At 67.4% G+C, this 13873-nt stretch carries 11 protein-coding genes and 1 tRNA gene; 4 read left to right on the top strand and 8 right to left on the bottom strand.

All coding sequences use genetic code 11. The features are described 5' to 3' along the window. Positions 1-7: 7 nt before the first annotated feature. Positions 8-622, top strand: coding sequence for a hypothetical protein (locus AC1DDH_RS17320; protein ID WP_476955931.1), 615 nt, complete (start codon positions 8-10; stop codon positions 620-622). 72 nt (positions 623-694) lie between these two features. Here AC1DDH_RS17320 and AC1DDH_RS17315 read toward each other — a convergent pair whose 3' ends face one another. The 5 genes from AC1DDH_RS17315 to AC1DDH_RS17295 all read right to left on the bottom strand — a co-directional run bounded on the left by AC1DDH_RS17315 (position 695) and on the right by AC1DDH_RS17295 (position 6430). Beyond that, positions 695-1366: a hypothetical protein gene (locus AC1DDH_RS17315; RefSeq protein WP_476955930.1), complete on the bottom strand. Its 672-nt coding sequence runs from the start codon at positions 1364-1366 to the stop codon at positions 695-697. 17 nt (positions 1367-1383) lie between these two features. Next, positions 1384-2019, bottom strand: a complete 636-nt coding sequence (locus tag AC1DDH_RS17310) for a TetR/AcrR family transcriptional regulator (RefSeq protein ID WP_230008014.1) — start codon at positions 2017-2019, stop codon at positions 1384-1386. Then, positions 2016-4052, bottom strand: a complete 2037-nt coding sequence (locus tag AC1DDH_RS17305) for a YhgE/Pip family protein (RefSeq protein WP_476955929.1) — start codon at positions 4050-4052, stop codon at positions 2016-2018. Before AC1DDH_RS17305 ends, AC1DDH_RS17310 begins: the two co-directional genes overlap by 4 nt. Further along, the gene (locus AC1DDH_RS17300) at positions 4049-4807 is read right to left on the bottom strand and encodes an ABC transporter ATP-binding protein (protein ID WP_476955928.1); all 759 of its coding nucleotides are present in this window, start codon (positions 4805-4807) and stop codon (positions 4049-4051) included. Before AC1DDH_RS17300 ends, AC1DDH_RS17305 begins: the two co-directional genes overlap by 4 nt. Positions 4808-4894: 87 nt before the next feature. Next, on the bottom strand, positions 4895-6430 hold the full coding sequence (locus AC1DDH_RS17295) for a dihydrolipoyl dehydrogenase family protein (RefSeq protein ID WP_476955927.1): 1536 nt from the start codon (positions 6428-6430) through the stop codon (positions 4895-4897). Positions 6431-6595: 165 nt separating this feature from the next. On the opposite strand from AC1DDH_RS17295, the gene AC1DDH_RS17290 reads away from it, so the two are divergent. After that, on the top strand, positions 6596-7324 hold the full coding sequence (locus AC1DDH_RS17290) for a FadR/GntR family transcriptional regulator (protein WP_476850662.1): 729 nt from the start codon (positions 6596-6598) through the stop codon (positions 7322-7324). Between the two features lie 169 nt (positions 7325-7493). On the opposite strand, the gene AC1DDH_RS17285 is transcribed toward AC1DDH_RS17290, so the two are convergent. Beyond that, positions 7494-7567, bottom strand: a tRNA-Arg gene (locus AC1DDH_RS17285). Positions 7568-7844: 277 nt separating this feature from the next. Here AC1DDH_RS17285 and AC1DDH_RS17280 point away from each other — a divergent pair. Then, positions 7845-9680 carry a phosphoenolpyruvate carboxykinase (GTP) gene (locus AC1DDH_RS17280; protein WP_476955926.1) on the top strand — a complete coding sequence of 612 codons (1836 nt, stop codon included), beginning with the start codon at positions 7845-7847 and terminating at the stop codon, positions 9678-9680. A gap of 319 nt (positions 9681-9999) precedes the next feature. Beyond that, positions 10000-11412, top strand: coding sequence for an FAD-binding oxidoreductase (locus AC1DDH_RS17275; protein ID WP_476955925.1), 1413 nt, complete (start codon positions 10000-10002; stop codon positions 11410-11412). Positions 11413-11497: 85 nt separating this feature from the next. Here the strand turns inward: AC1DDH_RS17275 and AC1DDH_RS17270 are convergent, their stop codons facing one another. Together AC1DDH_RS17270 and AC1DDH_RS17265 are read right to left on the bottom strand one after the other, a co-directional pair. After that, positions 11498-12658, bottom strand: a complete 1161-nt coding sequence (locus tag AC1DDH_RS17270; RefSeq protein WP_476860419.1) for a globin domain-containing protein — start codon at positions 12656-12658, stop codon at positions 11498-11500. 156 nt (positions 12659-12814) lie between these two features. Then, a partial coding sequence (locus AC1DDH_RS17265) for a metallophosphoesterase family protein (RefSeq protein WP_476955924.1) occupies positions 12815-13873 on the bottom strand: 1059 nt, incomplete at its 5' end.

Here is a 13873-nt window from a genome sequence, read left to right as displayed (position 1 = left end):
GATCAACGTGGATTCAGGGCAGCTCATAGGAATTATTGTCGGCATCGTCGTGGTGCTCGCGATCGTAGCGGTGGCGGTCATGGTCAGCCGCAAACGCAAGGTGGCCGCGGACCGGAACCGTGCGGCCGAGATGCGTGAACAGGCCAAGGCCGACGAATTCGCTGCGCGGGAACGCGACGCCAAGGCGGCCCGTGCCGAGGCCGACGCGCAGGAGGCCGACCTCGAGGCCGAGCGGCTGCGGCAGGAAGCCCGCAAGCGCCAGGAAGAAGCCGAAAGCGTCCGCTCCGGCGCGCAGGAGCAACTGCGCAAAGCCGACGAAGTGGACCCGGACGTAGTCACATCTGAACGCGGCGGCGAAAGCGGGCAGATGCCGACCCGCGGGGATTTGCGCGCCGAGAGGGCCGCCGCCGAACCCACACCGGGCAGCCACGTTCCCGGCCAGCAAACGTCCGGCCAGCAAGTGTCTTCCGGCGAGCCAGCGTCCGGCGAGCCGGCGTCCGGCCAGCAAGTGTCCGGCCAGCAAGTGTCAGCAGACCAGCGCAGCCGCGAGGACGTAACCCGGACCGACACGGCCCCGGGCCCGGATGCCACCCCACGGGAAGACAAGCCTCGAAACCTCTGAGCTGAACTCCTGGGCTGGCTTCCGGCGGAAATCCGGTGCTGAACCTCTCCGCCGGGTGGTGATGCGCGGGACTCAGCGGCGGGCCGAGGCCCGGGCTGGTGATTTGGGGGCAGGCGACTTGGCCGGTGTCTTCGCAGCTGGCTTGATCGGTGTCTTCGCCGGTGACTTGGCCGCGGGCCGGGCAGTGGCCCGCGGAGCAGTGGCCCGCGGAGCAGCCGCCCGCGGAGCCGCCGGGCGCGGGGCGGTTCCTCTCGACGTCGGCCGCGGTGCGGAGGGCCGCGGATTCGCAGACCTGGCCCCCGCTCCCCGCGCGCCGGGCGCCGGGCGGCGTCGCGGAGCACGGCCCGGGGAACGCCGGCCGCGGCTCCTGCCAGGCAGAACAGTGCCGGCGAACAGCAACAGTAAGGTGACGGCTCCGGCGGCCGCGGCCAGATAGAAGTACAAATCCGGATGCTCGGAATCGACGCGCGTGGACAGGGCGTCGGGATCGGGGTTGAAGGCCAGCCCCCACTGGCGCAGGAAAGCGACCCCGAACGCGATGAAGAGGATGCTGCCGACCCCGCTCGCGGCCAAAGTCTTGTGCCGGCGCCGGACCACCACCTCCGCCACGCAGGCCACATAGGCCGTCGCGGCCGCACCGACGAACCACACCAGCACCCACTCTTGCAGGGTGATTCCGGTCAGGACCAGAAGTGCCAGGGCAGTGAGAAACGCTCCGATGGCGACTTTCCCGTTGGTACCCATGTGACGCATGTGAATAATCATGCCTGAGCAGGCGGCTGCTTCACGACGTAGCCGCGCATGGAGGCCATGATTGCGGCCACACTCTGCTCCCTGGTCCGCTCCGGGTTGTACGTCTGGCGGTCCAGTCCCACCACGAAGCAGGCCCCAAAGATCGCCGTTTCCAGGCTGCCCCGGGAAACGGCGGAATCCACGGGATAGACGGCGGCGACCCCGTCGATGGCAGAGCCGATCACCGCGAGGAGGCGCCCGCGGAGCTCGGCGAAGGTGTCCTGCCATTCGCTCGGGGTCCGCCAGCTTTCGCTGACCCAAAGCCGGGCGAAGGAGGGGTACTCGGCCATGAAGTCCATGGCCTGGCCGATCATTTCCTCCATGGCGGCGAGGGGGTCGGCGGAGCCGTCGCGGACACTCAGCAGCCGCGCCAGGAGGATGTCCACGCCGTGGCGCAGCAGCTGGGCGATCAGGTCCGACTTGCTGCCAAAGTTGTAATACACCGTGCCCTTGGACACCCCGGCTGCCGTGGCGATCTCGTCCACCGTCACGCCCGCCGCGCCGCGCTCCCCGATCAGATCCATGGACGCCTCGAACAGTTTCTGCTTCGTGGCGTTCGTGCGGGCGGGACGGAGTTTCTTCTCCCCGGCCCCCACTGTGCTCATACGGCGATCTCCGGTTTTAGGGACTTCAGGGTCCAGAACTTGTGCTTGTGAACGGCCAGCGTGGAAAGCGCCGCCCCGAGCACAGTGTACCCAAGGAGGCCAACCACCGTGGGCACGATCAAGGAAAGGTCCGCGCCGTAGATCAGGTGCCGCATGCCGGCCACCACATAACCCATAGGCAGCGCCTCGTGGACAAAGTGCAGCGGCTGCGGGGTGGTTTGCCACGGGAAGGTTCCGCCGGAGGAAACCAGCTGCAGGACCAGCAGGATAAGCACCACGAATTTTCCGGGAGTTCCCAGCAGGGCCACGACGCCCTGGATGATGGCACTGAAGGCCATAGCGGCGGCCAACATGAACAACCACATCAGCACCGGGTGGGCGGGCTTGAGGCCCAGGCCCAGGTCCACCACGAGGGTGAGCAGCGTGGCCTGGATGACTGAAACGGCAAAGAATGGCAGCCAGCCGCCGACGGCGATCTTCCATGACGGGGCGTTGGACGCCAGTGCGCGTTGCGTGATGGGCCGCATGGCCTGGACCAGCATGAATACGCCGATCCACAGGGCCAGGGTCAGGAAGAATGGCGCCAGGCCGGCACCGTACGACGCAGCCTTGGCCTGAGAGACGTCGCTGACGGCAACAGGGTCCGCGATCACCTTTGACAGGCTGTTCTTCTGGGCATCATCGGGATTGGGGATCTTCCCGGCACCCTTGTCCAGCTCTGAGGCCAGGGTGGCGGCGCCATCCGAGGCCGTGCGGGCGCCGTCCTCCAGCTGGCCCGCCCCGTCGTCGAGCCGCCGGGCGCCATCTGCGAGCCTGGCAGTGCCGTCGACAGCGCTCTGCTCGCCCGCGGCCAGCGCGGCCGAGCCGGCCGAGAGCTGGTTGGCGCCGGCTGAAGCCTTTGAGATGGCATCAGTCAGGGCCGGCGTTGCTCCCGCAAGTTTGGCCGCCCCGGAACTTACGGCGGCGGATCCGTCGGCAAGCTGCTGGATCTGGGCTGCATCTGTTTGGATTCTGGACTTCGCATCGGCCACCGGGCTTGAGGCTGCGGCGGTATCGAAATCGGCCAGGATTTTGCCGGCCTGGTCGGGGGTGATGATCCCGGCGGCAACCAGACGGCTGTTGGATTGCACCACACGGTCCCGGAGGCCCTTGTCGGCAGCGCTGAGTTGCCCGACGACGTCCTGGACTTTCGTGTTCAATGCCGCGTTTCCCGCCGCGACTTGCGCGGCGCCGTCCGCGAGTTTCTGTGAGTCGGCAGGGAGTGTGGCCGTCCTGTCCTCCAGCTGCGTCAGGCCGGCGCTGAGCTGGCCGGCGCCTGAATTGAGCTGGTTGGCGCCATCGCGCAGCTTCATTTGGCCGGCGGCGAGTTCTGCGACTCCGCCGTTCAGCTGGCTCGTTCCGGAATGCAAACTGGCTGCCCCGTCCCGGAGTCTGGCAACGCCGTCGGAGAGTTTTCCGGCCCCGTCGGCGGCCTGGACTATTTGAGTATGGATTGTGCCGAAGCCCGTCAGGAGCTGGTTCGCAGTCTCCTCGCCCACTTCCTTGGCAACCGTCGAATGCACGGCAGTGGTCAGCTTGTCCACGATGTTGCTGAGGACGTAGTTGTTGGCATCGTTGGTGGTGACATTCAGCATGGCTTGGTTCGCGGCGTCAAAGCTGCCCGGGGAAACCAGGTTGGCCGAGAAGTCCTTGGGAATCTTGAGCGCGAACGCATACTTGCCGCTGCTCACGCCCTGGTCCGCTTCCGCGGCGGTGGTGACTTTCTGCCAGTTGAAGACGTGGCCGTCCACGAGGCTGTCGGCGACCTTTTTCCCCGCCTCGAGCCGGGTCCCGTTGCTGGCGGACGCGCCGGTGTCCTCGACTACCAAGGCGGCGTCGATCTGGTCCAGGTTCCCGTACGGATCCCAGTTGGCGTAGAGATACACCGCGCCGTACAACAAAGGCACCATGGTCAGCGCCAGGATGGTCAGTTTGGGCAGGAGCCCGCCAGTCATGCGCTTGAGCTCGGAGCGGGCCAGCCGCAGAACAGTCACTTTAGGGCCTCGGTTTCGAACGGGATGTGTTCAGGGTTCCGGTGTTTCGCGGGATGGCCTTCTGTCTTCTGCGCATCAGGCTGGGAGGGGTCCGCGGATGCGTCAACGATGGAAACCGTTGCGGCGGCAGCCTCAACGGCGTTCCCGATTGCGGCGGAGGGCCCGGTCCAGCCGTCCGGCAGTGCCGCGACGGTGACGACGACGGCGAGCGGCCGGCCGCCGTCGTGCGCCAGATCTTCCAGCCTGGGAAGCCAGTCCGCGGGATCTGCGCTGTGCCTGTCCGGAGAATCGACCACCAGCAGATCTGTTCCGGGGTTGGCCAGGGCAAGGGCGGTGAGCAGTTCGACGCGCCGCCGGGCCGGAATCTGTTCGGTCCAGAGGCCGGCAATGTCCTCGAAGCGGTTGACCTTGAGCCAGGGTTTGCTCAGCAGAGCACCCCGATAGCGCCGGGGGATGAGCGCGAGGTCCTCGGTGACGAGGTCGCCCACGCTGAGATGCTGTTCGGGCTCGTTGACACCGGGGGAGTCCACGAGTGCACTGGCCAACCGGAGGCGCTTAATCTTGGAATTTCCGTCCCAGCTGAGCACTCCCCCGGAGGGCTTCATCCGGCCGCTGAGTATGAGGGCGAGGGCTGTTCGCTGGTCCTGGCCGTCGCCTTCAACCAAGAGCAGCTCCCCGGCACGTACCTCAAGGGACGTGGGTGGGAGCAGGTCATTCCGGCGCCCGTTCACACGGAGCTGTTGCACGGAGAGCATGTAAGCCTTTCGCAGGGTCTGGTCTGCTTCAAGGCTAACCGAACTGACTGGTCAGTTCAAATAGAACAGCTGCTTGTGATCAACGGGTCAGAGGCCGTACTCCTCCAGCAAGCGGAGCCAGACTTCGCTGATGGTCGGATAGGAGGGCACGGCGTGCCACAGTCGGTCCAGCGGGACTTCCCCCACCACCGCAATGGTGGCTGCGTGCAGGAGTTCGGCGACATCCGGGCCGGCGAACGTGGCGCCCAGCAGCACCTTGCGGTCCTCGTCGATGACCAGCTGCGCCCACCCTTCATAGTGTTCGGCGTGCAGCGAGGAGCCGGCCACCTGGATGGGGAGTTCCACGGCGGAGGCCCGGAAGCCGTCCTTCTCCGCCTGCGCCATGGTCCGGCCGACGTTCGCCAGCTCCGGATCGGTAAACACCACGTTCGGCACCGCGTGCTCGGAGGCCGTCTGGGCAAAGCGGCTCCACGGTGCCGGCTCGCCGGTGAGTTCGCCCTTGGCCCGGGCGGCAATGGCGTCTCCGGTGGCCCGCGCACCGTACTTGCCCTGGTGCGTCAGCATGGCCCGTCCGGCGGCGTCGCCGGCAGCGTAGAGCCACGGGTTGCCGGACACATCGTTCTCGGTGGCGTGGTGGACTAGTCCGGTGGAATCGGTGGTGAGCCGCAGGGTCCCGCCCTCGGGTGCCGGGAGGCCGACGCTGTCCAGGCCGAGTCCCTCTAGGGCGGGGTGCCGGCCGGTGGAGACGAGCAGCTTGTCCGCCGTGATCGTGGCGCCATGGGCCGTGCCGTCAGCGGTCCCGGCGCCCGGGCCGTCCTTGGGGCCGTCCTTGGGGCCGCCCGTGGGGCCGCCGTCGAGCATGACAGTGAGGGAGCCGTCGTCGTTCTCATGCACGCTCCGCGTGCCGGTGTGCAGGCGGAGGTCGACGCCATCGGCGCGCAGGCCGGCAGCGACCAGATCCGCGGCCTGCTCCGGGAAAACACCCAGGAGCCCGCCGCGGGCCACGAGCGTCACGGACGAACCAAGCCGGGCATAGGCCTGGGCGAGTTCGACGCCGGCAACGCCGCCGCCGAGGACCGCAAGCCGCGGGGGAACCGCGCGGGCTGAGGTCGCCTCCCTCGTGGTCCAGTACTCGACGTCGTGAAGCCCCTCGACCGGCGGCTGGTTCGGGGCGGAGCCCGTGGCGACCACCACGGCGTGCCGGGCCGTGAGTGCGTAGCTGTTGCCGTCCAGCCCGGCCACCTCGACGTGCCGCGGGGCGGTGATCCAGCCGTGGCCGCGGATCAGTTCGATGCCTGTGTCCTCCACCCACTTGACCTGGCTGTCGTCCTGCCAGTTCGAGGTGAAGTAGTCCCGGCGCTTCAGCACGGCTGCCGGATCCAGGGTGCGGGTGACCGCTTCCTGGGCGCCGGGGACCGTCTGCGCGCCATGCAGCGCAGTGCCCGGCCGCAGGAGGGCCTTCGAAGGCATGCAGGCCCAGTACGAGCACTCGCCGCCGACCAGCTCCGCCTCGATGAGCACTGCTGTCAGGCCGCCGCGGACCACACGGTCCGCCACATTCTCGCCCACGGCCCCGGCGCCGATCACAATGACATCGAATTCCCGCTCAATCTGTGCCGTCATGGCACCAGCCTACGCCGGGGCCATGGCCGGATCCGGGGGAGCTCCGGGCTCCGGCGATGCGGGCTTCCGGCGTAATGTGCCGGGCCGAACCCTTTGCAGGACGGGGGACGGTCGATACTGTTGGGACCACACTTGGGGGAGGAGGCGGCCATGGCCGCACGCAACATGACAACAGGCCCGGCCATACCGCTGGCAAGGTTCAGCGCCCAGGCCCGGCTCCGGGCGCTCCAGTCGGACATCCTGGAGCTGATCCTGGAGCGCGACCTGGTTCCCGGCGACCCGTTGCCGACCGAAAACGAGCTGACGGCGGCACTCGGCGTCGGCCGCAACACCCTGCGGGAGTCCTTGAAGGCGCTCCAGGCGCTGGGTGTCATTGAGATCCGCCACGGATTCGGCATGTTCGTGGCGCCGAGCAATTTTGAGGCCCTGACCGACGGGCTCACCTTCCGCGCCCGGCTGTCGCTGCGCCACCAGGGCGAGGAAGCCCTGCAGCTCGTGGAGGTCCGGCAGGCACTCGAATCCGGCCTGGTCGGCGCCGCCATGGACCGGATCAGCGCCGAACAGCTGGCCGCCGTGGAGGAGTCCGTGAACCGCATGGAAGCGCTGGCCGACGCGGGGGAGCCGTTCATCGAGGCCGACGCGGAGTTCCACCGCAGGCTTTTCGAGCCGCTGAACAACGACCTGCTGATCAGCCTGATGGACGTCTTCTGGAAGGTCTACCGCCGGATCCACCTCGAACTCGGCGGGCCGTACGCCGTCGACCTGCAGGCAACGGCCGCAGTGCACCGGGGGATCTATGAGGCTGTCGCAACGGCGGACAAGGCACTCGCCTCCGAGCGGCTCAGCACGCATTTCGACGACATCCGCAACATCATCGTCCGGTCCACGGCCTGAGACCTGCTGCCGGGCCGCTCCGGCCCAACAGCTGCCGCCGGCGCCTAAGGCGGCCGCGCCGGCGCCCAGCCTGGCGCCTAAAGCAGCCGGGCCGGCGCCCTGGCGCCTAGGGCATCCGGCGGTTAAAGCAAAAGATCCGCCCCGGCGAACCGGGGCGGATCTTCATCTGTGCGCCCAAAGGGATTCGAACCCCTGACCTTCTGTTCCGTAGACAGACGCTCTATCCAGCTGAGCTATGGGCGCATTCTCGGCTCTTGGAGAACTTCTCTCTCCCCGAACCTCGAATTACTTTACGCGAGCCCGGGCCCAGTTACAAATCGAAGCGGGTGTAATCTAGCTGACTAGACCGGTCTACGTGACCTTAGTCACAAAAAGGAGGGATGATGGCCGGCCAGTTCCTTGAATTTCCGCGGTTTTTGATTTGCTCCGCCCCGGTCATCCCACGTCCGGGCCCGAAATGGGCCCCCTGCCGAGCCCTAGCATTTAGGACACACCACTGAACCCGAGGAAGGGAACCGTAATGGGAGATCTGGCGCGACTGCCGTTGCTTGAAAAAGCACCCACCACACATGCCGGTCTACTGGCATGGGTAGAAGAGGTAGCTCAACTGACCCAGCCGGACCGGATCTACTGGGTTGACGGGTCCGAAGCGGAAAACACCCGGCTGACGGACGAGCTCGTTGCCGCCGGCACCCTGACCCGCCTCAACGAGGACCTCTTCCCCAAGTCGTTCGCGGCCTTCTCCGACCCCGCCGACGTGGCCCGCGTCGAAGAGCAGACCTTCATCTGCTCCGAGAACGAGCACGACGCAGGCTTCACCAATAACTGGATGGCCCCGGCGCAGATGAAGGAAAAGCTGCACGGCCTGTTCGCCGGCTGCATGCGCGGCCGCACCATGTACGTGATCCCCTTCGTGATGGGCCACCTCGACGCCGAGGACCCCAAGTTCGGCGTCGAGATCACCGACAGCGCCTACGTTGTCGCCTCCATGCGGATCATGGCCACCATCGGCACCGAGGTCCTGGACAAGATCACCGCGACCAACGCGTTCTTTGTCCCCGCCCTGCACTCCCTGGGCGCCCCGCTGGCCCCCGGCCAGGCCGATGTCCCGTGGCCCTGCAACCCGGACAAGTGGATTGTCCACTTCCCGGAGGAGCGCTCCATCTGGTCCTTCGGCTCCGGCTACGGCGGCAACGCCCTGCTCGGCAAGAAGTGCTACGCCCTGCGCATCGCCTCGGTGATGGCACGCGATGAAGGCTGGCTGGCCGAGCACATGCTCATCCTCAAGCTGACCTCGCCGGAGCAGAAGAACTACTACATCTCCGCCGCCTTCCCTTCGGCCTGCGGCAAGACCAACCTCGCGCTGCTGGATCCGACCATCGAGGGCTGGAAAGTCGAAACCCTCGGTGACGACATCACCTGGATGCGGTTCGGCAAGGAAGGCGAGCTCCGCGCCGTCAACCCCGAGGCCGGCCTGTTCGGCGTGGCTCCGGGCACCGGCTGGGGCACCAACCCCAACGCGATGCGCGCCATCGCCAAGGGCCACAGCATCTTCACCAACGTCGCCCTGACGGACGACGGCGGTGTGTGGTGGGAGGGCATGACCGATGAGGTACCCGCGCACCTGACCGACTGGCAGGGCAACTCCTGGACCCCGGATTCGGACAAGCCCGCCGCCCACCCGAACTCCCGCTTCTGCACGCCGATCGACCAGATCGACATGCTGGCCGAGGAGTACTACAACCCGGACGGCGTGGAGCTTTCCGCGATCCTGTTCGGCGGCCGCCGCAAGACCACCATCCCGCTGGTCACCGAGGCGCGCAGCTGGTCCAACGGCATCTTCATGGGCTCCACCCTGTCCTCGGAGACCACCGCCGCGGCAGCCGGTGCCGTCGGCGTTGTCCGCCGGGATCCGATGGCCATGCTGCCCTTCATCGGCTACGACGCAGGCGATTACCTGAACCACTGGGTCAACCTGTCCGCGAAGGCCAACCCGGAGCGGCTGCCCAAGATCTTCCTGGTCAACTGGTTCCGCCGCAATTCCGAGGGCGGATTCGCCTGGCCCGGATTCGGTGACAACGCCCGGGTCCTGAAATGGGCCATCGAACGCCTCGAGGGCAAGGCCGACGCCGTGGAGACCCCCATCGGGTTCGTCCCCACCGCTGACGCGATCGACCTCAAGGGCCTGGACATGACCCCGGCCCAGGTTGAAGAGGCCGTCCGTGTCGACCCCGCAGAGTGGACCACCGAGCTGGCCTCGATCGAGGAGTGGTTCGCCAACTTCGGCAGCTCGCTGCCCGAGGCGCTGCGCGCCGAACTCGCAGGACTGAAGGAGCGCATGGCTGCCGAGCAGTAGTAGCCCGCACAACTCTAAGCAACGCGGGGTCACTTACGGCCCATCCCACCACTGTGGATGGACCGTAAGTGACCCCGCGTTGCGGTTTAACCAGCGACCGTTAGAACCCAGGATCTCTCGCAAGATGCAGGGCCGCCGCTTTCGTTGGGTGCGTGACGCCGGGACTTAGGTCCCTAGGCCGCGTCCGGCCAGATCCCTAGGCTTGTCCGCATTCCATCAGCCGGGCCGGCCGACGATTGGAGCGTGCGCTGGGGGCATTCCGGGCGGGTGCGGCCGCGCCCCCGACCTGCTCGCGGTAAGCGAGACTCAGGAGTTCCTCATGCTTGTCAACGACGACATCGATGCTTTGTCCAGCGCTGTCAGCGGCCCGGTCGCGTTGCCGGACAGCCCCGAATTCGCGGCGGAGACGTTCGCCTTCAACGTCGCAACAGTGCACCGGCCCGAGGTCGTTCTGGGGGCCGCAGATGCCCGGGACGTCGTGGCGGCGGTTAAGTGGGCGGCCGAGCGTAGGCTTCCCGTGTCCGTCCAGTCCACTGGGCACGGCGCCGAATCGGCGATCGATGGCGGCCTGCTCATCAACACGCGCCGGCTGCAGGACGTGCAGATCGATCCGGATGAACGCACCGCGCGCGTCGGCGCCGGGGTGAAGTGGCGCACCCTCCTGGAGGCCAGCGTGCCGCACGGGCTCCTCGGATTGCACGGCTCCAGCACCGACGTCGGCGTCGTCGGCTACACGCTCGGCGGCGGGCTGCCCGTGCTCGGCCGCGCGCACGGCTTCGCGGCGGACCATGTCCGCAGCATGGAGATTGTCACGGCCGACGGCGAGCTGCGGCGGATCGACGCCGACGCCGAGGCCGAGCTGTTTGCACTGATGCGCGGCGGCAAGGGCAACCTCGGGATCGTGACCGCCCTCGAGTTCAGTCTCTTTCCGTTCAGTGATTTCTACGGCGGCGGCATCATCTATCCCGGGGCGGATGCGGCCACCGTCCTGGCTGCCTTCCGTCACTGGCTGCCCACGCTGCCCGAAGATGCCTCACCCTCGATCTCGCTGCTGCGGCTTCCGGACATGGACTTCGTTCCCGAGCCGCTGCGGAACCAGTTCGTCGTGCACCTGCGCTTTGCCTTCCTGGGCAAGCGCGAGGCCGGCGACGCGCTGCTTGCCCCGATGCGGGCGGTCTCGACCCCATTGATGGACACGGCCGGGCCCATGAGTTACCTCGACGTTGACCAGATCCACATGGACCCGGCGGACCCGCTGCCCTTCATGGACGGCGGCGCGCTCCTGAAGGATTTCGGCGAAGATGCGGTGGCTGACCTGCTCGAGCTCACCGGGGACGGTTCGGTCTGCCCGCTGCTGCTCGTGGAGGTGCGGCCGCTCGGCGGCGCGCTGGCCCGGACTGCACTGTCCCGGCCGGGGGCTATGCCGGATGCGGTGCCGGACGCCGTGTCGGGGCGGGACGCGGCCTTCCTGCTGTTCCTCGTCGGGTTCAACATACCGCCCCTTGCCGAGGCCGTATCGGCCTCCATCAGCGGGATCCTGGCCGCGATGGCTCCCCACTCCACCGGGTACACGCTGGTCAATTTCCATGGCGCACCGGGCGACGAGGAGGACCGGGCCCGGGCCTGGACTCCCGCGGTCTACGAGCGGATGCGGTCCGCGAAGTCCACGTACGACCCCGGCAACCTCCTGCGCTTCGGCCACGCGATCACCGGGGTGCCGTCGGCGGGTTGACGCTCTGCGCGGGCTCCGTTGCACCTCTTCACGACGGCGGCCCCCACCTTCACGAAGAGGTGCGGGGCCGCCGTCGATGAGTGTTTTAGCTGGCGAGCCAGATATCCGGGCCGAAGACCTCGTAGTGGATCTTCGTGGCCGGGATGCCGGCGTTGATGGCCTCGTTGCGGATGTTCTTCATGAACGGCAGCGGGCCACACAGGTAGAGCGAGGCGTTGGCCGGGAGGTCCACCTCGCGCAGGGACATGAAGCCCGCGTTGGAACCGGCTTCGGGCTGCTCGAGCCAGAGCTGCAGGTCGGCGCCGTCCAGGCGTTCGACGTCGTCTGTCATCTGGGAGCGCAGCGCCCAGCTGTCCAGGTTGCTTTCGGCGTGCAGCACCAGGACCTGGCGGTCCGAGCCGGACTCGGCCAGGGAGCGCAGGATGGACGCCGTGGGCGTGCAGCCGATGCCGGCCGAGGCCAGGACCACGGGGCCGTCGCCTTCCTTGAGCGTGATTTCGCCGTAGGGGTTGGAGATTTCGATGACGTCGCCCACGGCCACATTGTTGTGCAGCACGGGGGAGACCTCGCCGCCGTCGTCGAGCTTGGTGGTGAAGCTGCGGCTGGTGCCGGCGTCGCCGGAGAGGGAGTACTGGCGGACCTGGCGGAGCCCGTCCGGAAGCGTGACCTTGACGCTGACGTACTGGCCCGGCAGCGCCGCGGTGATGGGGGTGTCGTCTGCCGGTTCCAGCGTGAAGGTCATGGAGCCGGTGCCGGCCGGAGTCTTGGCGGCAACCTTCCAGGGGGTCCACATCTTGGCGTTGGCCTGTGCGGCGTAGAGGCCCTTCTCGAGCTTGATGAGGGCGTCCGCCATGAGCCAGTAGACCTCGGTCCAGGCTTCGGCGATTTCCGGGGTGATGACCTCGGCCAGGTCCTCGGCGATGGCGGCGAAGAGGTGCTCGTAGACCACCTGGTACTGCGGTTCGGTGATGCCGAGGGAAGCGTGGCGGTGCGCGATCCGGGACAGCACGGTCTCCGGCAGGGTGTCCGGGTTGTTCACCAGGTGGCTGGCGAAGGCGGCGATGCTTCCGGCCAGGGCCTGCTGCTGATTGCCCGAGCGCTGGTTGGAGCGGCTGAACAGGCCGTCCAGCAGTTCGGGGTGGGCGGCGAAGAGGCGGGCGTAGAACTTGGGGGTGATGTCCCCGATCCGGGAACCGACCAGCGGCAGGGTGGCCTCGATGACGGGGAAGGACTTGTCCGAGAGCATGTTGACTCCTGAGGTAGTGGCCCGGCGTCGTCAGCCGGGTCCGCGGCGATACTTGCATTTCAAATACAACTATCTATGCCTCAGTTCTACACTGCGTAGAAATCTATTCCAAATCGACGAGATTCCGGGCGTGGCGGCGGCGGGAGTGGGCGGGTGTCAGTGGCAAGTGTCGCTGCCGGAGAAGGAACCGGTGGTGCCCACGTTCGTAAACGTCATGCCGGGAAGGGGGAGGAACTGCCAGGAGTAGGACGTCGCGTTCAGGGTCAATTTGAGCGGTCCGAAGGCGCTTCGGCCACGGGCCACCATTGCGGTCAGAAGGGGATCGGTGTTGGCCGACAACGCCTGGAGATCCGCCCCGCCGGCGCCCGCGGTAAAGGACCGGATCCCGGTCGGGGAGAGCGCCGGTACCGCACCTGAGCCGGAGGCGCCGATCGGTTTGAAGATCTCGCTGACGTGGTTGTGCCCGGAAATCATGACATCGACACCGTGACCGGCCATGAGGTCCCACATGGGTCCCAGCTCCGGGTAGGAGCCGTGGTTCACGCCCGTTGACCAGCGCGGATGGTGCGCCGCCACGAGGGTGCACGCCGTCGGGGAATTGGTGAGACGGTCCTGCAGCCACAAATATTGCGGGCTGCCGACGCCGCATCCACCGCTCACCCCGCCGGGCCCGCATTCACTGTTCAGGGCGATGAAGGTCCAGGCCCCGATCGTCGTCGAGTAGTAGCCGTCCGTCCGGGGCCCGAAGTCGCCCGTGGTGACGCCGGGGCCATAGAAATAGTCGAAATAGCCGCGGGTGTTGTCTTGGTATTCATGGTTGCCGAGCACCGGAGAGGTGATGGCCTTAAGGGCGCCGAATGTGTCGTTGTAGCCGCCGGCCCCCATGAACTCGGCAAGGGTGGCGTTCTGGTACTGAAGGTCCCCAAGGGCGATGAACCTGTCGGGCGCCTGGGCCGCGACCACCGCGGCGACGTCGCCATGGCGGCACGCCGACGAGGTGACAACTGAGCCGGGGGCACAGGCGATGTCGCCGACAGCCAGCACGGTCGCAGTCCCGCCGGCACCGGGTTGGGTGGTGGCGGTGGCTTCGTTGGAGCCGGGGCCGGTGTTGCCGGCGGCGTCGGTGGCGGTGACGCGGTAGTACCAGGTTCCGGCGGGGCGGTTGGTGTCGGTGTAGCTGAGCCCGGTGGTGTCGGCGATTTTGGTGGTGGTGGC

The sequence above is a fragment of the Arthrobacter sp. 10T425 genome (genome assembly GCF_056393985.1).
Note: the sequence above shows the minus strand (reverse complement) of the source record. Positions and strands in the feature narration are given on the sequence as shown.